This window comes from Rhodococcus sp. Leaf247 (assembly GCF_001426185.1).
Taxonomy (GTDB): Bacteria; Actinomycetota; Actinomycetes; order Mycobacteriales; family Mycobacteriaceae; genus Rhodococcoides.
Genome location: NZ_LMRP01000001.1, coordinates 1,468,921 through 1,492,501 on the forward strand (window position 1 = coordinate 1,468,921; position 23,581 = coordinate 1,492,501).

A 23,581-nucleotide genomic window follows, 5' to 3' on the forward strand; every position below is an offset into this window, starting at 1 on the left:
CATGACCGACACACTCGACCGCAAGACCGTGTCCGACCTCGACCAGGCCCGGTCGGATTTCCGCGACCAGCTCGTCGCTGCCGGACTCCTGGTCCCCAGCTCCCTCGACGGCCTGTACGGCCGCTCCGGTGAGTTCGAGGACATCATCGACCTGATCGACGAGCGGGTCAAAGCTGCCGGCCGGGCTGCGCACGGAAACAAGTTGCAGCGCTTCCGCTTTCCGCCCGTGTTCCCCCGCGATGCGTTCGAGAAGACGGACTACATCGCGTCGTTCCCCAATCTGACCGGTGCGATCAACACCTTCTCCGGTGACAACAAGGCGCACGCGGAGCTTCTCGCCGCGCGGTCCGAGGGTCAGGACTGGGATCACTGGCTCGAGTCGGCAGGAACCATGCTGGTCTCCGCCGCGTGCCACCCCGCCTACTCGATGTTGACGGGTGCGCTGCCCGCCGAGGGCACCATGCTCGACGTCTACGGATACTGCTTCCGCCACGAGCCCGCCGTGGATCCCGCACGCATGCAGGCGTTCCGCATGCACGAGTTCGTCCAGGTCGGCACCCCCGACCAGGCCGTCGAGCACCGTGAGTCGTGGATCGATCGCGGACAGACGGTCCTGACCGAACTGGGTCTCGACTCGTCGCCCGTCATCGCCAACGATCCGTTCTTCGGCCGCGCCGGCCGCATGCTCGCCGCGAACCAGCGCAACGAGAACCTGAAGACCGAGCTCGTCGTCCGCCTCTACGGTGATTTGGACGAGGGCACCGCGGTGGTGTCGTGCAACTGCCACCGCGACCACTTCGGACACACCTTCGACATCGAGACCGCCGACGGATCAGAGGCACACAGCGCCTGTGTCGGGTTCGGTATGGAGCGCATCGCTCTGGCCATGCTTCGCACGCACGGACTCGACACCTCTCGCTGGCCGGGCGCTCTACGCCTGTCCTGACACGGTCACCGTCGCCCTGGCGATGCTGTTCACCGCTCGCACATGGCCCCTCGGGGTCGTGGCGGTCGCGTGCGGCAGCAACGTCAGGGCGCGAGACGTTCCAGGGGCCAGGTGGAACCACGAGTCCGACGGTCTGAAACCGTCGACGTCGACGCACACGTACTGCGCGGTGTCGGTACAGGACACCGTCAGCGTCCATCGCCCGTCATCGTTCGCTGTCGCCACTGCGGACAGTCCCACCGAGTTCTGCAGCGGCAACAGACCGCTCTCGGTCAGAACCACGGTCTCGGTGACGACGCCGTCGTCGCCCGCGAGCTCGACGCCGACGCTGTCGAACGTGCGGGCACCGAATCGGTGGGCGTGCGTCATGTCGGTGAACCGCCCGACCACACCATCGGCGGTGGTCGCCACCGCCGAGTGGGCGTCCAGTTCGATCGCTCTGCTTCCCTCGGCGGCAACGACTCCGGTACGTAAGTAGGCCCTCACGGTGAGCGTGCCGGAGAACGGTTCCGCACCGTCGTGCAGGACGTCGAGCCGTAGTCCGTCCATGCCCTCGTCGCTGACCAGAACTGTGGTCGGTGCAGCGGCGCGCGCCAACGCGAACCAGGGCGCCTTGGGCCCACCGTCACTGTCGGTGAAGCCCCAACCGGCGCCCGGTTCGAGGTCGCGCAGCGTGAGCACCAGCGCTCCCCCGCACTCCGAATCCGGCCGCCTCCAGTAACCCATGGTATGCGTCACCGCCTCGCACACAGCTGCCCGCCCCAGATCGAGATACCGCTCGGGATCGTCGCGCCGTACCAGTGAGGGCTCCACCCCGAAGAGGGTGCGCACGTAGTGATCTCGCACGTCTTCGAAGTCCCAGGAGGATCCACGATCGCGCGGCACCGTCGCCTTCCACCGCGGGTCGTGCCCGGCGGGATGCGCGGATCCGAACACCGTGTCGACGATGCGTCGCTCCGGCGGTACCGAGAACGCCAGGCACTCCGCGGCGAACCGCACTCGCGCCGTCCGCACGTCGGAGAGCGGCCTGAGATAGCCACCGACACCGAAGTAGTGGGCGAAGCCCGATCCGACGTGGGTCGCCAGGTCGCCGCCGGACGGCGTCGACGGAACGTAGGCGATGTCGGGACGGTCGCGTATCGACTCCGGAATCACACTGTCGAGCAACGGCATCCGCGACTCGTCCGCACCGAGGCCCAGCATCGTGGGCTGCTGGTACGTCTCGCTGCCACCACTGAGCACCATCAGCGACGGTCCGACGGCGGTGTCCAGGAGGGAACGGACCTCGGCCACGACGGACGCGTGGAAGTCCTCGTCCTCGGGTGGGTCGACGGTGGCCAGCATGACGTCCTGCCACACCATGATGCCCAGTTCCGCACAGAGGGAGTGGAATTGGGCGCTCTCGTAGACCATCGTTCCCGTGATGCGGACCATGTTGAGGCCGGCGTCGACGACGGATTGCAGGGTGTCGCGCAGCTGCTGCGGATCGTTCTGCAGGGAGACCGGGTCGAGCGGAACCCAGCATCCGCCGCGGCAGAAGATCGGTACGCCGTTGACATGCAGCGTGGTGCCCCGCAGTTCACCGGAGCGGAAGCCGACGAGCGATTCGATGACGCGAGTTCCGACAGTGGCCGTGACGGGGTGCAGGACCGGGGTGCCGTGGGTGTGCGGCCACCATCGCTGCCTGCGTCCGACGTCGATCGTGTGGTCGATCCGACCGTCGGCGTCGGAGACGACGTCGAAACGACTGTCGCCCAGCGTGATCCGTACCGGCGCGTTCGGCGGGCCCGAACCCACGACGTGCACGACGCACGTGTCGTCGACGACGGAACCACGGACAGCGAGCACCGTGTCGTCGACGGGAAGACACCGCACCGCCCGCCACGGACCGACTGGTGCCGGCGCACCCGTGAACACCGGCGCTCGTCCCAGCATGGAGGTGCGTATCCACCGCAGGCCTTGCGCCGACACCATCGACGATCGCCAGCGCCCGCGCGGGCGCCGCTTCTTCAGTGCACGATTCAGCGAGCGGAAGCAGAGAGCGATCGACATCGTGCCCGACACCTGCGCGGAGACGACCAGCGGTACGAACATCGACTCGCTGGTGGCCGACAGTCGGCCGTCGATCCACACCTCCGACATCGTGGCCAGACCGTCGAGGTGCAGACGGACCGACTCGACGCCGTCGGGCACGGTCACGACGGTGTCGAACCACCAGTCCTGGTCATCGAGGTCGTCGTACGAGACCCCCGCCGCTCGGAGGACTCCCCCGACTGTCCCGGGCACCACAGCGTCACGAGCCTCACCGCTGTCGATCAGCTGATCAGGACCCTCGACTGCACCCGGTGCGGTCCCTCGAAGGTTCCAGCGAGCATCTGCCAGCAGATCGAGGGGCTCGGTCACAGCGCCGAACGTACCTTGTCCATCCCCGTCTGCCAGGCCGTTGCCATCGCTGCGACCGACTCGCTGACGTCGACCTCGCGTCCGCGGGCGGCGCGTGCCATGCGGAACTGCACCGACTTGGCGCCCGACGCGACGGCCCGGAACGGTTCAGCTGCGGCCGCCGCTCCGACGACTCCGCGGCGTTCGAGGTACTCGGCCAGATCGGCGGCGAGTTCGGCGGTCGATCCGCATTGCCGGAGAGTGCCGAAGGACCAGAGGTGGAAGAAGTCCGGACCGGATTCGCGCACCAGTGCGACGTCCTCGATGACACGCCGACCGAGACGCTCCACCGGGTTCCCGCGATCGGCGCGCGCCAGATGCGAGCGCACGACATCGAGATCGTGGTCGTCCACCTCGGGTCCCGCTGCCAGCGCGTCGCGGTCGACGAGGATCCGCTCGACGTAGGGCGGCAGAGCGACCGCGCCGGGCGGGAGGGACCGCGCGAGCGCGCCGTCGAAGTCGTCTCCCTCGAGGCGGAACAACCCCGCGTTGTGGAAGTAGTCGAGTCGCCGTGCATCCGTGTCGATGGTCGTCGGCACGATGGTGGTCTTGGTGTGCTCGCGGCCGTAGCTGGTGCCGTCGGTGTCCGGGAGGTAGAACGCGTCGATCTCGACGGTGCTGAGCACGCCGTCGTGCATGTTCTCGACGAGGTGCTCGCCGAAGGGCTTCCAGATGTTCATCTCGGCGACGTCGATGCCGTACAGCAGTCGCAGGTCCTCCGGTTGGAACTTCACGAAGTCCCACTGGCGGCCGTCGAAGCCCGCACTGAGAGCGAAGGCGAGCGCGGGCGTCGGATCTGCGCCCATCGCGTGCAGCAGTTCGATCCACAGGTCGACGTAGCAGTTGGTCTCGGACCACGTGCGGTCGGACGAGTGCAGCGCATGGGAGCGGTACGTCGCCGGGTCGAGAGTCGCGGGCAAGGGCGACCCGCCCACCGGGGTGGCCGAAAGGTTCACCGTCACTGCTTCTCCTTCTGACGTCGCCGAGCTGGTCCCCTGACGACAGTAGCGGCGCGACGTCCGTTCAGAACCCGTCGTCGCTCGAGAACGAACCGTCCCCGGTGTCGGTCTCGTCGGCGAACGGATCAACCGTGGTGGTCACCGTCGACGGACGCGGAATCCCGCGTGACCCGACGGGCGCTGGCGTCGCGGTCGGCACGACGCTCGACGAGCTCGCCGGTGCCGGGTCCATGGGCGCCGGCATGGACGTGAAGGTCCACGCCGCCGCGCCCGCCATGATGGCGCACGACACCGCGATGACGATCGCGACGGGGACACGACTGCGCCGCGGGTCGGGCACCGGGTCACCGCCCACCGAGACGACATCGACGCGCACCGGGTCGATCTGCACTGGATCGACGTGCACCGGATTGTCGTGCACAGGGTCGACGGGTCCGTCGTCGTAGTACTCCCGGCGGACGTCCTCGGAGGGATACACGGGCTCGTCGACAGGATCCGGCGGCGGAGCGACAGGGGACTCGCGCGGCTTCTTCGGATCCGTCGCGGTGAGGACGGGCACGCCGAACTTCTCCGCGGCGGCGATCGACAGGACGGGAATGACGGCTCCGCCACCGATCAGGACGACGGCATCGAGGTCGCGCTCGCCGTCCAGGAGTGACGCCGCGGCATCCAGGGAGCCGTCGAGCAACGGTCGGACGGCCGTCTCGAATTCGTCCCGAGTGATGAGGGTCGCGCCGCCGCCGGGTGTGCGCGCCACGGTCGCGGACGACAGCGACTCCTTGACGCGACGGCAGAAGACCATGACGTCGGTGTCGTCGGAACCCTCGGCGGGCCGTTCCAGAATGCCCTTGTCGACTATGTGATCGAGCACTATGTGGTCGAAGACGTCTCCGCCGACCACCGAGGACGTCGAGCTGTCGATCACAGCCATCTCGTCGACGTCCACGAGGCTCACGGTGGCGCCGTGACGGCCCAAGTCGTACAGCAGAACCAACGAATAGTCGGACAAAACGCCCGTATCGACCACATCCGGGGAGACCGATGTCACAGCGTCGGTGGCGGTCATCCCTCGATGCTCCCTTCCCTGTGGTGGTCGGTCGATCTGCGTTGTCACATGTCACAGCCTTGTTCGCGTCTCGCCTGCTTCGGACGGCATAACCGAACGACTTCGGTCGTATGGCGTCCAAAAGAATCTTCCGGTATGTTAAACGATGAAATACGGAACTGCGAGATCGATACCGGTCACAGATGCGACCGGGCACACATTACTGCCAGGTAGGGCCCCAGGGCGACTGTCGGTGGTACATCGATCGCAGAAATTCCGACCCGAGCAGCGTATCGAGCGGGGCCGATGCGCACGGCCGAGCTTCGTCGACGCACACACGGCGCACCGGGCGCTCCGATCCAGAACTTTGGTTCGGTGTCACAACCCGTCGCAGTGAGCGCGTCGTCGTCCACCGGACCGAGACGAAAGGCTGTCGACCCCGATGATCTCCGCACCCGCCACTCGTGACCTGACGGCCACGGTGCAGGTTCACATGACCGGCGCCGAATGGTTCGCCGATACCCCGGGCGGCCTGAACCGTTATTTCACCGATCTCTTCCTCGCACTGACCGAGCTCGACGGCGTCGAGGCATCCGCCTCCGCCTTCGGCGACTCGGACCTGGGCACCGCCGGCTCCGATCCCCGCGCGTCGTCCTGGGGACCGACGGCCGGGTCGACCCTCTCCCGCGTCTGGTCGTCGCTGTCCGCCGACCGCGGCCTGCCGAAGTCCACTCTCATCGACCGCCACTTCAGCCTCTTCGGCCGTCCGACTCTGGGTCTGCGCGGCGCCCATCCGTCCGTGGCGCACTTCCACGGCCCGTGGGCCGCCGAGAGCGCGATGTCGGGGCAGAGCGACATGGTCGTCCGCGCCAAGTACTGGGTCGAGCGCCTCCGATTCCTCGACGTGCGCCGCTTCATCGTTCTCTCCGGACACTCGGCCCGGATCCTCACCGAGGACTACGCCGTCGATCCGTCCGCGATCACCGTCATCCCGCCGGGTGTCGACCTCGGCCGCTTCACCGTCACGCCGGCACCGAGCATCGCTCGACCCACCGTCCTCTGCGTCCGTCGCCTCGAGCGACGGATGGGTATCGACCGTCTGATCGCCGCCTGGCCGTCCGTCGTCGCCGAGCACCCGGACGCACGACTCGTCGTCGTCGGCACCGGTACCGAAGAAGCGGCCCTGCGACGCCTCGCGGCCGACTCCCCCGCCGCGGACTCCATCGACTTCGCCGGACGCACCAGCGACGAGCGTCTGTCCGCGCTGTACGCCGAGGCCACCGTGTCGGTCGTTCCCACCCTGAGCCTCGAAGGCTTCGGACTGATCGCGCTCGAGTCCTGCGCCAGCGGACGTGCACCGATCGTCACCGACTGCGGCGGGTTGCCCGACGCCGTCGCGGGTCTGGACCCCACCCTGGTCGTCCCGGCCGGCGACGTCGACGCACTCGCCCACCGCCTGTCCACCGCCCTGAGCGGCGAGGTCCCCAGCGCCGCGGCCTGCCGAGCGCACGCCGAGACGTTCTCCTGGGAATCGTCGGCGCGTCAGCATGTCGACCTCTACCGAGAGCTGGTCCAGCGATGACCCGCGCACTGTTCCTCGCACACACCGCGGCACCGTCCGGTGCGGAGATCGCCCTGCACCGCCTGGTCCGTGCCATGGACAAGACCGACGTCACTGTCGTCTTCACCGAGTCGGGCCCGATGGTCGACAAGCTGCGTGCCGACGGCACCGACGTGGTCGTCGTGGACGGTGCGTTCGACAGTCGCTCCGTGAAGATCGAGGGAATGTCGATCCGCCGCATGATCGGCGGGCTGACCGGGCTGATCCGCCTCGGCTGGGCCGTCGGCGCCGTCGTCCGCGAGTCGGGTGCCGATGTCGTCATCGCCGAGTCGTCCAAGGCGCTGCTCATGGGAACCATCGCCTCGCGGCGTGCCCGGGTGCCCCTGGTGTGGCACTCCCACGACCGGATATCGCGCGAGTACTTCGGCGCGCTGTTCACCGCCGTCCTCCACGTCCTGGGCTGGACCGCCTGCCGCGGGTTCATCGCCAACAGCACGTCGACACTGAAGTCGCTCCCCACTTGGCGTCGGCCGGCCGTGGTCGCCTACCCCGGTGTCGACGGGTCGGCGGACCGCCCGACGGGCGCCCGCCCCGAGCAGTCCGCTCCCGAGGACACCGTGCTGTGCCTCGTCGCCCGCCTCACCCCGTGGAAGGGACACGTCCTCTTCCTCGAGGCGATCGCCGCGATGACCACCCGCCCGGCGCACGTCTTCCTCGTCGGCGGCACCTTCTTCGGCGAGGAGCCTTACCGCGCCGAGCTCGAGGCCATGGCCGCCGCCCTCGATCTCCCCGTCACCTTCACCGGCCACGTCGACGATCCGCGGGACTACATGCGGATGTCCGACGTGCTGGTGCACTGCACCTTGACGGCCGAGCCGTTCGGCCAGGTCGTCGTCGAGGGCATGCTGGCCGGGTGCGCCGTCGTCGCGTCACGGCCGGGCGGACCTGCGGAAATCGTCGAGCACGGCGTCAACGGCATGCTGGTCGATTCCGGCGACCGTGAGGCGCTCACCGCCATGCTCGATCGCGTCGTCGCCGACCGTGACCTGCGGACGCGTTTGTCCGCGGCCGCCCCGGCTCGTGCAGCACACTTCGACATCGAGGAGTCGGCCCGCACGGTCGAGGACTTCCTCGAGCGTGTGCTCGACAGCGTGACGGTGGGTGCTCACCATGGTCGGTGAACTCACCCGAGGCGGCGTGCGGGGCGGTCCCCCCACCGAGTCTCCGAACAACCGTCCCGGCTCGCTGCACAAGCTCTCCGCCGTTCGCGACATCGCCTTCGTCAGCTTCGGCAAGTACGGCCAGTACCTGGTCACCATCGTGACGTTGCCGCTCACGGCCCGCATCCTGGGCACCGAGGGACTGGGTCTGCTCGCGATCGCGATGTCGGCGTACTTCATCGGCTCGCTGCTGGTCGACTTCGGCATCACCACGTTCCTCGCGGCGATGGCGAACGACGAGAACCTCAACCAGCTGCGCGGGAACTACCTCGCGCTGCGCGCCACCGTGCTCGCCGTGATGGGCACCGGGCTGCTGGCCAGCCTCACCCTGGGTGCGCACGTGCACCTGCACATGATCCTGCTCGGCCTCTTCGCCGGCGGCTTCGCGTCCTTCGGTGACGACTGGGTGCTCGTTGCCCAAGCACGGTTCGGTATCGGCGTCGTCTACCAGGGCGTCGCCCGCATCCTGTACCTCGTCCTGCTGGTGACACTGCTCCCGATGTTCCCCAGCGCCGCCGTGGCGATGCTCTGCCTGCTGGCGTCCTCGATCGTCCCCGTCGCCCTGACGTGGCGACTGACCATCCGGGAGTTCGGTCGACCGAGCCGGCCGAAGGACGTCACCACGATGGTGCGCCTCGGCGTGCCCGTCCTGACCTCGCGGTTGCTGATCACCAGCTACGGCCAGGGTGCGGCGACCTTCTACTCCGTGGCTCTGTCCGCGGCATCGCTCGGCATCTTCTCGGCCAGCGACCGACTGGTCCGCGCGTTCCAGTCGTTGCTCGACGCCATCGGTTACGGCCTGCTGCCGCGACTGGCGCGGGGCCGCGAGGACCAGTTCTGGCAGAACGCACTGCGCGGACTCGCCGCCTGCGTGGGTGTGGCCGTCGTGGCCACCGTCGGTCTGTGGATCAGCGCCCCGCTGCTGATCTCGCTGGTGTTCGGCGACGAGTTCACCTCCGCCGTCTCCATCATGCGGGTGCAGGTGTTCATCCTTCCGTTCACCGCCATCACCTCGTTCGTGACCACCGCGATCCTGCCGGTCCGCCAGGACACCAAGGGCGTGCTGATCGGCGCCGTCATCGGCACCGTGTTCGCCGCAGGGGCTCTGGCCACCGCGCTGTCCACCGGGTCCGTGTGGGCACTGGTGTACGGAACTCTGACCTGCGAGGTCGCTGTCGCCGCGTGGTACCTGCTGCGCGTGCGCATGCTGCACCGACGTGCCGACGACGCGCTGCGTCTCGAGGCCGACGCCCCCACCACACCCCTGTACGTCGTCGACGCCGACGCACCTACCGTCCCGTTCGCCGCCCGCACTCGCGGCAAGGAGGTCCGACGATGAAGATCCTCTTCCTCGGAGACGACTGGATCGGCAGCAACGCCCGGTCCATGGCGGACGGGTTCCGCGAAGCGGGCCACACCGTGCTCGTCGTCGACACGACACCTGTCGCGCTGCCGACACGGTTGTCGCCGCCGTGGGTGTACAGCAAGCTCGGCCGCGGCCGTGCCCCGTGGGTGCTCGAAGCTCTGCACCGCCGGATCGAGGCGGCCGCAGCGCAGTTCCGCCCGGACATGCTGTTCGCGTTCCGCACCGTGCACCTCGACCAGGACCGACTGCTGGCTCTGCCGGCGGGTCTGCACGTGCACTACAGCCCGGACGACGTGTCCAACCCCTACAACACCACGCCGGAATACCTGCGCCGCGAGGCGGACTGGGACCTCGTCGTCACGACCAAGCAGCACAACGTGCCCGAGCTGGAGTCGCGCGGAGCGAAGTCCACGCTGTTCGTCCACAGTGCGTACGACCCGGCCTGGCACCGTCCGACCGCCCGTCGGGATCCGGCCGAGTACCTCGTCGGCTTCATCGGTGCCTGCCGCCCCGACCGTCGCGACTCGATGGTGGAGCTCGCTCGCAAGCACGGGTCGGCGATGACGGTCCAGGGACCGGGATGGCGAAGGGTGTCCGCCCTGCGGACGACGTCGGCTCACATCGGGGGTCCCGTGTACGGCGAGGGATTCTCGGTGGCGGTGTCGGCCGTGCTGGCCAACCTGGTGCTGCTCAACTCCGACAACCGCGACACGCACACCTGCCGCACCTTCGAGGTGCCCGCGGCCGGCGGATTGTTCGTCGGCGAGCGCACCGACGAGCACATGTCGCTCCTCGAGGACGGACGGGAATGCCGACTTTTCTCGAGTTCGGAGGAACTCGATGACATCCTGACGTGGTGCCGCACCGAACCCGATGCAGCAAGGGACATGGCGGAACGCGGTCGGCTGCGGATCGTCGGTGACCACCACGCGTACGTGGACCGAGCACGGGAGATGATCGATGCGGTGTGACATCGGTTCCGTGACCCGTGCTCTCGGCGGTGCACGATGACCGCCGTGACCGGCGTCGCGCTGACGGCTGCGGCCATCGTCGCCCTCGTCGTGTCGGCGCTCTTCGTCCCGGGCATCGCCAAGGTGTTCATTCTGGCTCAGGCCGCCTACTGGTCCCTGAGCTACGTGGCGCGTCCCGTCGTGCTGCTGTGGACTCTGCCGGCACCCCAGTTCGCGGACAGCCTCGCCGATCCGCGCCTGGCCACCATCGGGTACGACATCGGCATCGCCGAGGTTCTGAAGCCGGTCGTGTTCGGGTTGTGGTTCTACGTCGCTCTCGTCGTCGCGTACGTGCTCTTCCGGCGGTGGCGAAAGGGACCGCAGGAACGCCAGACGATCGGCGCTGCGGTGTCGGATCCGAACTTCTTCCGCAGCCTCGGCACCATCTACGTGCTCGGCCTCGGCGGACGCTTCGTCTCCTTCGCGACCGGTAACACCGGGTCGGCCGGCGAGGTCTCGAGCTCCAACCCGCTTCTCGACTTCGCCGCGACGATGGCCACGGTGGGCGCGCTCGGTCTGATCGTGTTCGCGCGGCCGGAGAAGCTGTGGCAGACGACCGCCCTGCTGCTCGGCCTGATGGGCATGGAGCTGGTGTGGACCGTCATCGTCGAGTCCAAGACGCCGGTCCTCGGTGCGGCTCTGGCCGTCGCCGTGCGCTTCGCCTTGATCGGCTGGACCCGCGCGACCGTCGTCGGTGTCCTCGGAATCTCCGTGGGGGCGATCGGAGCCTTCGGCCTCCTGCAGTCGTTGAAGGTCGATCCCGAGGCTCGCGCGATCTCCGCGGCCGCCGAGGCCAGCTATCCCCCTGTCGTGCAACCGTTCCTGCCCATCCTGCGTCGCTTCGATCTGTTGGAAGCCGCGACGGATGCCTACTACATGCAGGGCCGGCAATGGATCTCGCACGCGGACGTGGTGAAGAATGCTCTGCTGAACTTCATCCCGTCGCAGCTTCTCGGATCCGAGAAGTTCCAGTCCGGCACCGCGTGGGCCAACCAGGTCCGCGGTTCGTCGGTGGACATGCGCAACGTGTCCGTCTCCCTCGCCGAAGGAAACATCAGCGAGGGCTACGTCTTCGGCGGTTTCGCCGGTGTGGCCGTGACCATGACGTTCACCTTCGTCATGGTGTTGGTCGCTGTTCGATGGATCGTGGCGAAGAACTTCATCTTCGTCGTCCTCGGGTTGACGCTCATCGAGTACCCGGTGCTCTTCGAGCGCGGGATCCTGGGCACCACCGAATCCATCGGTAAGTCACTGCAATTGGCAATTCTCGTGTGGATAGTGACGCTTCTCGTCGGCGAGTACTCACGTCAGTGTGCGGAGACACCCCCTCCGACCACCTACGTGCCCGACGACATTTCTGCACTCGACCGCTCTTCGAGCAAAGGATCAGCATCATGGGTTTGATCGATTACGTGAACATCGCACGACGCAGGTGGATGACCATCCTGGCCTTCGTCGTGTTGGGAACGGTTGCGGCAGCGGCGTACACGTCGACGCTGAGCTACTCCTACACCTCGTCGAGCCGTCTCTACGTCTCGATGGCGACGGGCACCTCGGTGTCGGACGCCTACCAGGGCAACATGGCGGCGCAGCAGCGTGTGACGTCCTACGTCAACCTGGTGACCAGTGAGCGCGTCATGGCGGGGGTCATCTCCGACCTGCAGCTCGACACCACCCCGGCCGCTCTCGCGTCGACGGTGACCACTTCCTTCGCCCCGGCCACCGTGCTGATCGGCATCTCGGTGTCCGACTCGACGCCGGACGGCGCGCGGGCGATCAACGACGCTGTCGTCGTCGAGTTCCGCGACCTGGTCAACGAGATCGAGACCACCGAGATCGGTGCCGCCCCGGCAGCAAAGGTGACCGTCGTCGACCCGGCGACCACACCCGCCGCTGTCGGTGGACCCGCCCCGATGCGCACCCTCGCGCTCGGTGCCATCGCCGGCATGATGCTCGGCTGTGCCGCGGCGTACGTCCGCGATCGCTTCGACAAGCGAATCCGCACCACCGGTCAGGTTCCCGCCGTGGCGGACAAGCCGTTCCTGGGTGACGTCAAGGCCGCCACGCGCACGGCCGACGCCCGACGCGCAGCGCTGCGCCTCGACGCCGGCGTGGGTCGCACCACTCCCCATTCGATCGCCGTCATCGGCGTCTCGCCCGCCGGTGGATCGGACACGGTCCTCGCTCTGGCACGTGCGCTCAGCGGCCTCGGCCGCCCGACGCTCGTCGTCGACGCCTGCACCGACGGCACCGGTATCTCGTCCCGCATGTCGAACGCCGAGGGGCTCGCCGATCTCGCGCGGTCACCGAAGCGCTCCGCGACCGACCTCACGCGGCCGAGTCAGGTCGAGGACCTGAGCATCCTCCCCATGGGCGTCGGCGACGACCGGACGACGATGTTCCTGGCCTCCCCTCGCTTCGGCACGATCGTGCAGTCCCTGACGTCCGATCGTGACTACGTGGTGATCGACGCGACCTCGGTCGCGGACGCCACGGATGCGCTCGCCATCGCCGTGCACGTCGACTACGTCATCGTCACGGTCGAGGTCGGCACCACCACCGCGGCACAGCTGCGGGCGTTCCTCACCGAGCTCGACTCGATCGGCGTCTCCGTCGCGGGGACCGTTCTGGTCCCCCACGTCTCGACCCGCCGCTGGCCGCTGTCCTTGCTGGGTCGCTCCGAGTCCAAGGACGACCTGGTGCAGGCACCGGCTCCGAAGGCTGCTGCCGCATCCGACGTGCAGGACGAGCCGACCACCAGTCGGCCTGCCGGCCCGTCGCGCTCCTACGAACCGGCACCGCGTCCGCAGATGGACTACCAGCAGAGCGATCGCCGGCACGACGACGAGTACGGCCACGGACGCGGCGACGCGTACGGCGACCGCTGGGACACCGTTCAGCCCGCACCGCGTGCGGACCGGTACGTGCGGCCGACCGGTCGGCCCGACGAGCGTTACGACGTGGTCCAGTCACCGGCCGACGCCGAGACGGACCGGATCCATGTCGTCGCACCGGAGCCCGCCCCGACGAGCGAGCCCGACACGACGGCCGTCGAGCCCGAGGTCGCGGATACCGTTGCCACGCAGTCGGATATCGACGAGCCGACCGAGGACGACGTGCCCGCCACGGAGGTATCCGAGAACGACACGGACGACGATGCCGAGAGTTCCGACGACTCCGACGACTCGGAGGCAGCCGCACCGGAGCAGTCCGACAAGACCACCGTCACGAAGGCGACGCGGACGCTGCGTCCCCGCTCGTCGGCGGGACGTCGAACGATTCGAGTCACGAAATGACGATCGAGGCAGTCCGACCCGTCACCGCCCCGAGCCCGATCGGCTCGGCATCCCGAGAGGAACGCACGCCCATGTCGACATCGCCGACCTGGTTCGGATCGGGTGGCCGACGCTTGTTCGGCGTCGTTCACATTCCGGAGGGCGGCCAGGCCAAGGCCGGTGTCGTGCTGTGCTCCTCGATGGGCAAGGAGCACGTCGACACCTACCGCGGCCTCAAGCTGCTGGCTCAGGAGTTGTCCGCGGCCGGTTTCGCGGTGCTCCGATTCGACTACTTCGGCGTCGGCGATTCCGGCGGTGAGCAGAACGACCCGGCCGCGGTGGATGGGTGGTTGGCCAGCATCGGGGACGCGGTGGCCCTGGTGCGCTCCCTCGGGTGCGAGACCGTGTCCGCGGTGGGCCTGCGATCCGGCGCGCTGCTGCTCGACCGCGCCGCCGACTCGGTCGGACCGCTCCACACGGCAGTGCTGTGGGATCCGGTTCCTCGGGGACGCGCGTACCTGCGCGAGCAGCAGGCGCTGTACCGCCTCGGAGTCGGGTCGGATACGCCTACCGACGCGTCGACTCCGGACGACACCGATCTGCACACCATCGGCCATTCCCTGTCGGCGGAGGCTGCGGCCGCCCTGTCCGCCATGGAGATCTCCGCGTCGTCGTCGTCGGTGTCGAACTGGGTGTTCGCCCTGCGCGACGGCTACTCCTCGCCGCGGCTCGACAAGGCCGTCCAGCGTTCCGGAGGCGTGGTTCGCGACGTCGGCCCGATGACCGAATTCGTCACTCCGGAAAGCTTTCTCGTGCCGATTCCCGCGCGAGCAGTCCGCGAGATCGTCGACATCGTCGAGGACGCGCACCGGGGCGACGTCGCGGTTCCCGTGTCGTTCGAGCCGGTCACCAGCGTCACGCACGAGGCAGTCGACGGCACCGTCTTCACCGAACACATCGAGAGCGTCGGCGCCCACGGCCTGTTCGGCATCCGCTCGACACCGGCCGAGGTGGACCCCTCTGCCCGGACCCTCGTGTTCTGCGCGACCGCCAACGACACCAGGACGGGTCCGGCCCGTCTGTGGGTCGAACTGGCCCGTGAGGCAGCTCGCGCCGGCACGTCGGCGCTGCGTTTCGATCGACGCGGAACAGGCGAGTCGGAAACAGTCCGCGCCGACGAGCACACCCCCATCTACTCGGCGGAGAGCGCCGACGACGTGGTCGCGGCCGCCCGTGCAGCGCACGAGGATCCGCGTCGCGTAGTCCTCGCCGGCATCTGCTCGGGGTCCTGGAACGCAGCTCACGCCGCGACCGAGATCGGTGCGGGCGGCGCCGTGATGGTGAACGCCATCGCGTGGAGTTGGAAGCGGAAGAAGTCCACTCAGGGCGAGATCGACCCCGCCGACCTGGGCATCCCCCGGTCCGATCCGGCGTGGCAGAAGACGCCGCGTGCACGTGTGAAGAACGCTCTGCAGACGCACCTGCCGTATCGGGCGTGGCGCCAGCTCGGCGTCCGCGGAGTCACCCAGGTTCCCGAGGTCATCCTTCGCTCCCTCGCCGGTAGCGGCGTGACGTCCACCGTGATCCTGGCTCCGGCGGATCACCGCTGGTTCGTCGATCAGCGTGGACCGGAAGGCATGGACCGCATCGAGCGGCGCTTCCACTCGGTTCCCGAGATCGTGCCGGCACCCGTCGGTGACCACTCCGCGTACCACGTGGACATGCGGCGCACGATCATCTCGACCGTCCTCGAACGCACGACGGAGAAACGCGACGTGACCACGTGAACTCGGAGTCCTTCGGTCGTCGGAGGCTGCTCACCGGCGCTCTGGTGGCAGCCACCGTCCCTCTCGCCGTTGCGTGTTCGCGTGACGACGCGTCGGCTACCCAGTTCCAGTCGCCCAACGTCACCGACACCCCGGCGGCACGCAACGTCCGGGACTTCGGTGCGACCGGTGACGGCACCACCGACGACACCGACGCGCTGGCGCGGGCCTTCGAGGGCGTCACGCAGGCGTCCGCGATCTACTTCCCCGGCGGCACCTACCGCGTGACGGCGTGGCCGGCGATGGCCGACTACGCCACCGTCTTCGGGGACGGCGCCGACGTCACGACCATCCTGTACGAGCAGAACGGCACGTTGATCGACCTGCGGGGTCGCCAGCGGGTCAACTTCCGCCGGATGGGGTTCTTCACCACCGGTGCCACGTCGACCTGCATCTCGCTCTCCGCGTGCTTCCGGTGCTCGTTCGACGCGGTCACCATCCGGGGCAACCACTCGTCGTCGAACTTCCCGCAGTACGCGGAACAGCGCGGTGTCGTGTTGACCGACAACACGGGCGGCACGACATTCGTCAACTGCGACATCAACAATCACGGTGTCGGCCTGACGTCGGAGTGCATCCAGAACTACGTGACGGCGTCGAAGTTCACCAGCAACCGCGTCGGCGTGCTGGGCACCGGCGGCGACTTCAACGCCGGCATGGCGTTCACCAACGTCGAGTTCGTGTCCGACAACAACCCGTCGACGACCGATCGCCACGTGATCGTCGACGGCCCGGCCAACGACTGGTGGTTCACCAACGTCTGGTTCGAGGGGTCCGAGGTCGCGCTGACCGTCGGCTCACGCGACACCGGTGGGCCGTCGCAGTTCGGCATGGTGAACTGCAAGATCTCTGCTCGGACGACGTGCATCGAGCTGCTCTACTGTCGCCAGCCGTATCTGGCGAACATCATCTTCGATCCGGATCCGGACAGCCGTCCCGCCGAACTGGTGATCGACGCCGAACACTGCCCCACCGGCACCGCGGTGAACCTGATCTCGGGCATCAACGACGACGTGAATCCGGCTCTGTTTCCCGATGCGTGGACGGTGATCGGTCGGGGCACGATGTCCGGGCCCACCTTCACCAGCACCGTCGTGACCCGGACCGTGCAGGACGACGTCGACCTGCTGCAAGCGCGCGACTCCGGTGACGCCGTGACCGCCGCGGTCCTGTCGGACGGCACGTGGCTGTCCGACAGGCGCGAGGCGGGTGTGGTGCTCAAGGACGAGTCGAATGCCTACTGGCGTCTCGTGGTGGGCACCGACGGTGCTCTGACCACCGAGTCGCTGGGCACCGATCGGCCCCGGTGATCAGAGCACGCCGAGGTTCTGACCGCTGATCACACCGGTGTTGCTGATGGACAGGCGCCAACTCTTGCCGTCGGGTGACTTGACGATGGGTCCGCCACCGGCCGACGTCAGCCTGCCGCGACCCAGCACGGTCCACCCGCCGGGGAAGGTGTTGCCGGGGAAGTCCGCTCCCTGGCTGGTGATGAGGTTGATCGCCGTTCCTTCCGGAACGTACTGGCCGTTGATGCGGATCAGCTGAGGCGTCGACTGCTGGTCGGCGTCGAACGCGACGTTGGACAGGTACGGCTGACGGCAGTGTTGCAGGTCGAGGCAGATTCCTCGTGCGGCGACCTTGCAGTTCACCATGCCGAACTGCGACGGCCCTCCCGTCCCGGCCTTGCCGATGACGAGAGCCGACGCGGCACCTTCGAACCACACGTTGGTCAGCCACCAGTCGTTGGCCCGGCCGTCGACGATGATGTGCGAGGTGGTCGTGTTCGCATTGATGTCGGAGACGAATTCCGTGTTGACGATGGACATTCCCGACGCGAAATTGTTGCCCGTTCCGAGCAGTCCGATCCAGTTGGTGGTGAACTTGCAGTTCGCGATGTACGACTGAATGGCCGTCGTGGACATCGCCGTTCCGTAATTGTTGAAGTCGCAATTGACGAACGACGTTCCGCCGGTGTTGTTGATCAGCGACACGCCTTTCTGTCCGAGGAATCGCGGATAGCTCTGCGGCGTGTGGTTGCCGCGGAAGACGACCGAGTCGAACGAGCAGCGGAAGCAGTGATCGAGCAGGACCGCCAGAGACGACGGGTCCTGCGAGAAGATGCCCATGTTCTTCAGGGCGACGCGCTGCCGGTCCTTGAGAGTGAGCAGGGTGCCGGAGCTGGTGTGCACGATCGTGGTCAGGTCGGCGCCGGCGCCGAACACGGTGGCGTAGTTGGCGAACTGCGGCAGAGTCCGCACCCGGAACATGCCCGGCGGGAAGTAGAGCGGTCGGTTCTGTTGCTGCGCTGCGGTATACGCCGCGGCGATCGCGGCGGTGTCGTCGGCCGCGTTGTCGCCCTTCGCGTTGTACGGCGCGGCTTTGACGTTGACCCACCCCAGAAGAGCGGCAGGGTCGGTCTCGCCTGCTGCCAACGTCACGCCGACGGGCTCGTCGGACGTCGCGAACAATCCGCCGGCCGCGAGCGCGGTGGTGCCGACGCCGGCCGCGAGACCGCCCATCAGCAATGCGCGGCGGTCGAGTCTGGAACCCGACGGACCTCTGTTGTTCATGGTCGACCCCTTCACCATCGTTGGCAGCGCTCCCGGGCCCCCGCTCGGCGCTGCACACAGACAAGCAAAGAAACGGCAGTTCACGTCGCGACGCGCCGATGCGCGTGACCGGGAAGACAATGCACACCGAAAAAGACCGACCGAGGCTTTTGCATTGATTCGGTTCGCCGGATGCTCATCTTGTTTCGTGCGGTCGAGTCAGGAAAATGCACGAAATGCCGGTCGGGGTCAGGATGCGCCGAGAACCCACCGCGGCCGCGACCACACCTGCCAGTACTCGACCGTGACGAAGTCCAGGGACGCGTACAGGGGCACGCCCGCCGGCGAGGCGAGGCACAGGTCCCGCGAGTCTCCGTTCCGCTCCACCTCGAGGTTCTTGCCGCCCGCGATCAACCGCGCGGCGTAGCCGGCACGTCTGTGGTCGGGATGCGTGGCCAGGGCCCACCCGGTCACGGTGCTCCCGGCGCGGCACGACAGCAGGCACGACACCAGGGCGTCGTCCACGAACAGACCGTAGGCCGTGGCGTCCGGTCGATGCAGTGTCTCGGCGGTATAGACGGCTGCGGCAAGTTCCGGGCCGACTCCGAAGGCGAGAGCGGCGACCTCCTGGCATGCGGGCAGGTCGTCCTCTGTGATCTCGCGCACGCCGTCGATGGGCCGGGCGCCACCGAGTGGTCGGTGCATGAACGGCATGGCCTGCAGGCTGACCCACCCCGCGTCCGCGAGGGTCTGAGCGCCCGACAGGCCGGCGCCCGCGAGCATCACCAGCGCCGGCTTCCTGAGCGCGGACACCGACTCGATGACCTGTCCGACCTGTTCAGCGGCATTGCCGCCGTGCACCAGAGCCAGGTTGTAGTCCGGTCGTGCCATGCCGCTGAACGCGAGCCAACCGGAGTCCGTGCACTCGAACGTGTGCTTCGCCCAGGCGCGTGTCGTCTCCCCGAACGAGCGTCGATAAGCGTCCAGATCCTGCTCGGCCGGGCTCCCGGTCGGGAAGTCGCTCATCTCGGTACCAAAACCTTCCTGCGGTATGAAAACTCTTGATATACACTTCTGGCAGATTGTTGCGGCGTCCACAAGAGCCGCATGGGTCTGATTTTCTCATGTAAGTCGACGATGCATTCGCCGCGGGGCGCGATATGAGCGTGACTGTCTGTCTGAACCGTAGGCAAGGAGTAAACCCTCGTGACGCACCCGTCACCAACCCGGGACACCATCGTCCGTAGTTCGCTCGAGCGGGCCGGTCGACTACCAGTCGACCCGTGGGCGCTCGCCGATGACGACAACCTCTTCGACGCCGGCTTGAGCAGCCACGCAAGTGTGGCCGTGCTCGTCGATCTCGAGGAATCTGCCCAGGTCGAGTTCCCCGACCATCTGCTGCGACGTTCGACGTTCTCGACGATCGCCACCATCCGTGACGCACTCGACCACGTGGCGGCACTTGTGCCCGCGTCGGACGAGCTGGCGAAGGGAGTTGCACGATGACCACATCGCATCCCGATACCGCACCCATCGACCTTCGAAGCGAAGACCTGGACATCCCGCAGCCGGAGAACCTGCTGCCGCGATTCGCCCGGCACGCCGAGGCCGTGCAGTACGCACAGGCCGCGCAGGAGGCGACCGCCACCGAGGTCACTCCGCCCATCCCGCTCCGGCCCAACATCCCGGATCCGCGGAGCCGCATCTCGCGGTTGCCTGCCCTGCATCTGAGCGCCGCCCTCGGCATCGCACTGGAATCCGTCCTCGTGTCTCTGGTGATCCTGTTCGCGCCGTTCGACGCGCCACGGCTCCTCGTGGCTGCGATGATCGTCGTGTTCGCCATCCTTCCCCAGCGTCGCCGTCAGCGCCTCACGCTGTCCCTCCTGGACGACCTGCCTCTCATGGCGTCGATCGTGCTCCTCGTCTCGATGGTCTCCATCGTGATCGTGGCGCCGTCGACCACGCTGCTCACCGCCGCTCTCATCGCGGCGTCCGTCCTCGCAGCCACCATGGTCGGCCGGGAGACCTCGTACATCGTCGCTCGCCGGTTGCGTCGACGCCCTCAGTTCCAACGTCGCACCGTCGTCATCGGCAGCGGAGTCGTGGCGTCCCAGCTGGTCGACAGCATGCAGTCCTACCCGGAGCACGGGCTCGAACCCCATGCGCTGCTGGACGACTCGCCGATGCCGGCCATCGTCGCCAGCCACATCCCGGTCGAGCCGCTGGCCAACCAGCTCCGCACGTACATCGACATGCACCAGATCGACACCATCGTCATCGCGTTCTCGGCGATGCGGGAGTCGGCTCTGCTGACCCTGCTGCGCGAGTGCGACCGGATGGACTGCGAGATCTTCGTGGTGCCACGTTTGTTCGAATTCGTCAGTGTCACAGGCGAGATGGACCGCCTGCACGCGATCCCCCTCGTGCGTATCCGACGCGATGCCCACCGGTCCTTCGCCTGGCGCATCAAGCGTGTGCTGAGCAGCATCCTGGCCGGAATGGCGCTGTTCGTGCTGTCCCCGCTGCTGCTCGCCATCGCCGCAGCGGTGCATGTCTCGGACTCCTCGGCGCCCGTGCTGTTCAAGCAGCTGCGCGTCACCGGCGACGGTGAGCTGTTCAACTGCCTCAAGTTCCGCTCCATGAAGCCCGCGTCGCGCTCCGAGTCGGACACGACGTGGAACATCTCGCAGGACGATCGTGTCGGGCGTCTGGGCAGGTTCCTACGCAAGACCTCGCTCGACGAGCTCCCCCAGCTGTGGAACATCATGGTCGGCGATATGGACCTCGTCGGACCGCGTCCGGAGCGACCCCACTTCGTCGACAAGTTCACCACCGAGATCCCGGGCTACTCCGCACGTCACCGCGTGCCCGGCGGGCTCACGGGTTGGGCTGCCGTGCACGGTCTTCGAGGCGACACGTCGCTGAAGGACCGCGCGCTGTACGACAACTTCTACATCGAGAACTGGAGTCTCTGGCTCGACGTCAAGATCCTCCTCCGTACGGTGCTGTCCGTGCTGCGGCGGACCGGTGGCTGAGACCTGTGACTTTCCGCCGCCTCCTGGTGGCGTGCTCGGTGTTGTTCGCGGCAGTAGTGCTCGCGGGCTGGCCTGTGTACGTCCACCCGCAAGTAGACCCACTCCGACAGGCAGACGCCGTCGTCGTCCTCGGTGGAACGCCCTACGGACGCTTCCACTACGGCATCGACCTCGCCGAGCAGGGGTACGCACCCGAAGTGGTGCTCTCCAACTCGGTGGGCCCCGACGACGTTCGCATGCAACAGATCTGCAACGGCACCTACACGGTGAAGGTGTCGTGCTTCCTCCCCGATCCGTACTCCACGAAGGGCGAGGCGGAGGAGATCAAGCGTCGCGCCGCCGCGGAGAACTGGAAACACATCATCGTGGTCACCTACACGCCGCACCTGTCACGGTCGCGCTACATCGTGCAGCAGTGCTTCGACGGAGAAGTGACCATGTCTCCCAATCCCACCCAGGAATCCATAGGCCAGTGGATCGGCAGTTACATCTACCAGACTGCCGGCTACATCAAAGCTGCACTCGATAGCGAGTGCTAGTGACTCGGCCCCAGTGGCCGCGTCACAGGACGAACACGAACGCCGTAGTGCGGCATCGCTGCGATGCGATGCCGTCGGGGGCTACGGCGCTCGTGTTCGTCTTTTTCGTGCGCTAGGTCGGGTTCACTTCTGTTGTGCGCAGAGCCCGGCGTTGCAGCGCCCGGCGCGACTGAACCACCTGCAGCGCAACACCAACCGCCGGCGGCAGCTCAGAACCCCGGAATCAGCCCCGGCGGGATCTGGATGCCCGGGGGCAGCTGCACACCGGGAAGGCCCGGGATGGTGGGCGGGACATAGGGCGCGGGGGCCGGTGCCTCGGGTGCTTCCTCGACGGGCGCCGGCGCTTCGACGACGGGAGGCGGCGGTGCGATGGTCGTGGTGGGGGTAGCCGTGGTGGACCGTGCCCGCGTCGACGTCGTCGGAGGCACCGTCGTGGACGACGACGAGGTGGTCACCGCAGCGGGTTCGGCCGGCGACTCGTCCGCGGTGGAGGCCGGGGTCGCGCCGTAGCCGAGGGCGAGGCCGATCGCCGCGACCACGGCGAGTCCGAGCGCAGCGACGAGTGGCAGACGGGGACGTTTGGTGCGTTCCGGCGCGACGGAGCCCGACCCGGACAGCCAGGACGGAGTTTCGGCTGCGCGAGGATCCGCAACCTCCGAGGTAGGCAGAGCCGACGCGGACGCGGGGCGTTCCTGCACGTCGCTGTACGCCATCGTCGACGCGGACGGAGCAGTCAGGGGCCTTTCAGGCAAGGGCTCCTCGACCGCAGGCTCCGGCGGCCCCTGAACGGGAGCGGCGCGGAAGGGGACGTCGGAAGAGTCCACCGGGGTGGCGGACAGTGCTGCACCCTTGGCGGCGACGAGTTCGGGTTCCGCGGGGGTGATGGTGGGCAGGCCGACCCAGCCGGCCAGCGTTGCGCGGACCAGCGGGATCCGCGATCCACCACCGATCATGACGAGTGCGTCGACGGGCCGCCCTGCGCGGGCGATGACCTCGCGGGTCAGCCGGGCGGACTGCTCGACCGGAACGGCCACCATCGATTCGAACGCTTCGCGGGACAGCAGGATCAGTCCGCCGATGCCGGGCAGGCAGACTGCACCGCTCGACGACAACTGCTCCTTGGCGACGCGGCAGCGCAGTTCGAATTCGCGGCCGTCCACGTCGTCCAGGCCGCTCTGCTGCCGGCTGATCTGGCTGTCGCGGATGGTGGCGTCGAACATGTTGCCGCTGACGTCGAAACTGCGTTGCGACGCCAGGACCCGGCCGTCGTCGAGGTCGACCACGGTGACGCTGAGGCCGGAGCTACCCAGGTCGTACAGGGCGACGGCGTGCAGTCCGTCGAGGTCGCCGGTGGACCGCAGGAACTCGACGGCAGCGTGCACCTCGGGGACCAGGCGGTAGTTGACGATGTGCTGGCGCGCCATGGCTCGGGCGACGGCTCCGGCCTGCGCGTCGTCGCGGTAGGCGACGCCGGTGGCCGAGACGGACTCGGGATCGGCAGGGTCGGCGAGGATGACGCCGATGGACTCGGCGGCCAGTTGCTCCGCTTGGTCGAAGGTCGTGTCGATCGCGCGGTGGCGGAATGCTGCCTGCACACCGGCGCGTAAGCCGTGGACCGGCCGTGCCAGACGCACGGCACTGGTGCCTACCGACACCCCGAGTACCGAAGTCATGAACCGCCCCAGTCAGACCGATCGAGCGCACGATCGAGTCGGTGCGCGCTTGCAGTCGCCGAGTGTAACAAGACAATGCCGTAGCCGTCGCACCGACGGTTATTACGCCATTCCGTGAACGCGCAGACCGTT

General features: G+C 67.7%; 18 protein-coding genes. 12 read left to right on the plus strand and 6 right to left on the minus strand.

All coding sequences use genetic code 11. From position 1 onward, the window contains the following. The first annotated feature begins 1 nt into the window (after position 1). Complete coding sequence (locus ASG64_RS06865) at positions 2-946, plus strand: amino acid--[acyl-carrier-protein] ligase (protein WP_056072842.1); 945 nt, start codon at positions 2-4, stop codon at positions 944-946. On the opposite strand, the gene ASG64_RS06870 is transcribed toward ASG64_RS06865, so the two are convergent. The 3 genes from ASG64_RS06870 to ASG64_RS06880 all read right to left on the minus strand — a co-directional run bounded on the left by ASG64_RS06870 (position 932) and on the right by ASG64_RS06880 (position 5,413). Continuing rightward, positions 932-3,349: a glycosyl hydrolase 2 galactose-binding domain-containing protein gene (locus ASG64_RS06870; protein WP_156388272.1), complete on the minus strand. Its 2,418-nt coding sequence runs from the start codon at positions 3,347-3,349 to the stop codon at positions 932-934. The genes ASG64_RS06865 and ASG64_RS06870 overlap by 15 nt on opposite strands. After that, positions 3,346-4,350: a DUF1839 family protein gene (locus ASG64_RS06875; RefSeq protein ID WP_442971117.1), complete on the minus strand. Its 1,005-nt coding sequence runs from the start codon at positions 4,348-4,350 to the stop codon at positions 3,346-3,348. The genes ASG64_RS06870 and ASG64_RS06875 overlap by 4 nt, the downstream gene beginning before the upstream one ends. 61 nt (positions 4,351-4,411) lie before the next feature. Continuing rightward, the gene (locus ASG64_RS06880; protein ID WP_056071382.1) at positions 4,412-5,413 is read right to left on the minus strand and encodes an Hsp70 family protein; all 1,002 of its coding nucleotides are present in this window, start codon (positions 5,411-5,413) and stop codon (positions 4,412-4,414) included. A 472-nt stretch (positions 5,414-5,885) separates the two neighbouring features. Between ASG64_RS06880 and ASG64_RS06885 the strand changes: the two genes are divergently transcribed. Genes ASG64_RS06885 through ASG64_RS06920 form a run of 8 tightly spaced genes read left to right on the plus strand, consistent with a single transcriptional unit; the run spans position 5,886 to position 16,960 of the window. Continuing rightward, the gene (locus tag ASG64_RS06885; protein WP_056072852.1) at positions 5,886-6,974 is read left to right on the plus strand and encodes a glycosyltransferase family 4 protein; all 1,089 of its coding nucleotides are present in this window, start codon (positions 5,886-5,888) and stop codon (positions 6,972-6,974) included. Beyond that, on the plus strand, positions 6,971-8,134 hold the full coding sequence (locus ASG64_RS06890; protein WP_056071386.1) for a glycosyltransferase family 4 protein: 1,164 nt from the start codon (positions 6,971-6,973) through the stop codon (positions 8,132-8,134). The genes ASG64_RS06885 and ASG64_RS06890 overlap by 4 nt, the downstream gene beginning before the upstream one ends. Further along, complete coding sequence (locus tag ASG64_RS06895) at positions 8,124-9,512, plus strand: lipopolysaccharide biosynthesis protein (protein WP_082518346.1); 1,389 nt, start codon at positions 8,124-8,126, stop codon at positions 9,510-9,512. Before ASG64_RS06890 ends, ASG64_RS06895 begins: the two co-directional genes overlap by 11 nt. Further along, positions 9,509-10,510: a CgeB family protein gene (locus ASG64_RS06900; protein ID WP_056071388.1), complete on the plus strand. Its 1,002-nt coding sequence runs from the start codon at positions 9,509-9,511 to the stop codon at positions 10,508-10,510. Before ASG64_RS06895 ends, ASG64_RS06900 begins: the two co-directional genes overlap by 4 nt. Before the next feature lie 36 nt (positions 10,511-10,546). Beyond that, entirely contained in the window at positions 10,547-11,953 is a 1,407-nt protein-coding gene (locus ASG64_RS06905) for a hypothetical protein (RefSeq protein ID WP_056071389.1), read from the plus strand. Further along, positions 11,944-13,845 (plus strand): Wzz/FepE/Etk N-terminal domain-containing protein, encoded by a 1,902-nt coding sequence (locus tag ASG64_RS06910; RefSeq protein WP_056071391.1) that lies wholly within the window; start codon positions 11,944-11,946, stop codon positions 13,843-13,845. Before ASG64_RS06905 ends, ASG64_RS06910 begins: the two co-directional genes overlap by 10 nt. After that, complete coding sequence (locus ASG64_RS06915; RefSeq protein WP_056071394.1) at positions 13,842-15,611, plus strand: alpha/beta fold hydrolase; 1,770 nt, start codon at positions 13,842-13,844, stop codon at positions 15,609-15,611. The genes ASG64_RS06910 and ASG64_RS06915 overlap by 4 nt, the downstream gene beginning before the upstream one ends. Next, positions 15,608-16,960, plus strand: a complete 1,353-nt coding sequence (locus tag ASG64_RS06920; protein WP_056071397.1) for a glycosyl hydrolase family 28-related protein — start codon at positions 15,608-15,610, stop codon at positions 16,958-16,960. The genes ASG64_RS06915 and ASG64_RS06920 overlap by 4 nt, the downstream gene beginning before the upstream one ends. On the opposite strand, the gene ASG64_RS06925 is transcribed toward ASG64_RS06920, so the two are convergent. Both ASG64_RS06925 and ASG64_RS06930 read right to left on the minus strand, forming a co-directional pair. Continuing rightward, positions 16,961-18,223: a glycosyl hydrolase family 28-related protein gene (locus tag ASG64_RS06925; RefSeq protein ID WP_162245367.1), complete on the minus strand. Its 1,263-nt coding sequence runs from the start codon at positions 18,221-18,223 to the stop codon at positions 16,961-16,963. Positions 18,224-18,451: 228 nt separating this feature from the next. Beyond that, positions 18,452-19,228, minus strand: a complete 777-nt coding sequence (locus ASG64_RS06930) for a hypothetical protein (protein ID WP_056071405.1) — start codon at positions 19,226-19,228, stop codon at positions 18,452-18,454. A gap of 180 nt (positions 19,229-19,408) precedes the next feature. Here ASG64_RS06930 and ASG64_RS06935 point away from each other — a divergent pair, with 180 nt between their 5' ends. Genes ASG64_RS06935 through ASG64_RS06945 form a run of 3 tightly spaced genes read left to right on the plus strand, consistent with a single transcriptional unit; the run spans position 19,409 to position 21,776 of the window. Next, complete coding sequence (locus tag ASG64_RS06935; protein WP_235579511.1) at positions 19,409-19,708, plus strand: phosphopantetheine-binding protein; 300 nt, start codon at positions 19,409-19,411, stop codon at positions 19,706-19,708. Next, positions 19,705-21,237 (plus strand): sugar transferase, encoded by a 1,533-nt coding sequence (locus ASG64_RS06940; RefSeq protein WP_056071407.1) that lies wholly within the window; start codon positions 19,705-19,707, stop codon positions 21,235-21,237. The genes ASG64_RS06935 and ASG64_RS06940 overlap by 4 nt, the downstream gene beginning before the upstream one ends. A 5-nt stretch (positions 21,238-21,242) precedes the next feature. Next, positions 21,243-21,776 (plus strand): YdcF family protein, encoded by a 534-nt coding sequence (locus ASG64_RS06945; RefSeq protein ID WP_056071410.1) that lies wholly within the window; start codon positions 21,243-21,245, stop codon positions 21,774-21,776. Between the two features lie 209 nt (positions 21,777-21,985). Here ASG64_RS06945 and ASG64_RS06950 read toward each other — a convergent pair whose 3' ends face one another. Continuing rightward, on the minus strand, positions 21,986-23,449 hold the full coding sequence (locus ASG64_RS06950) for an Hsp70 family protein (protein WP_056071413.1): 1,464 nt from the start codon (positions 23,447-23,449) through the stop codon (positions 21,986-21,988). Positions 23,450-23,581: the final 132 nt, after the last annotated feature.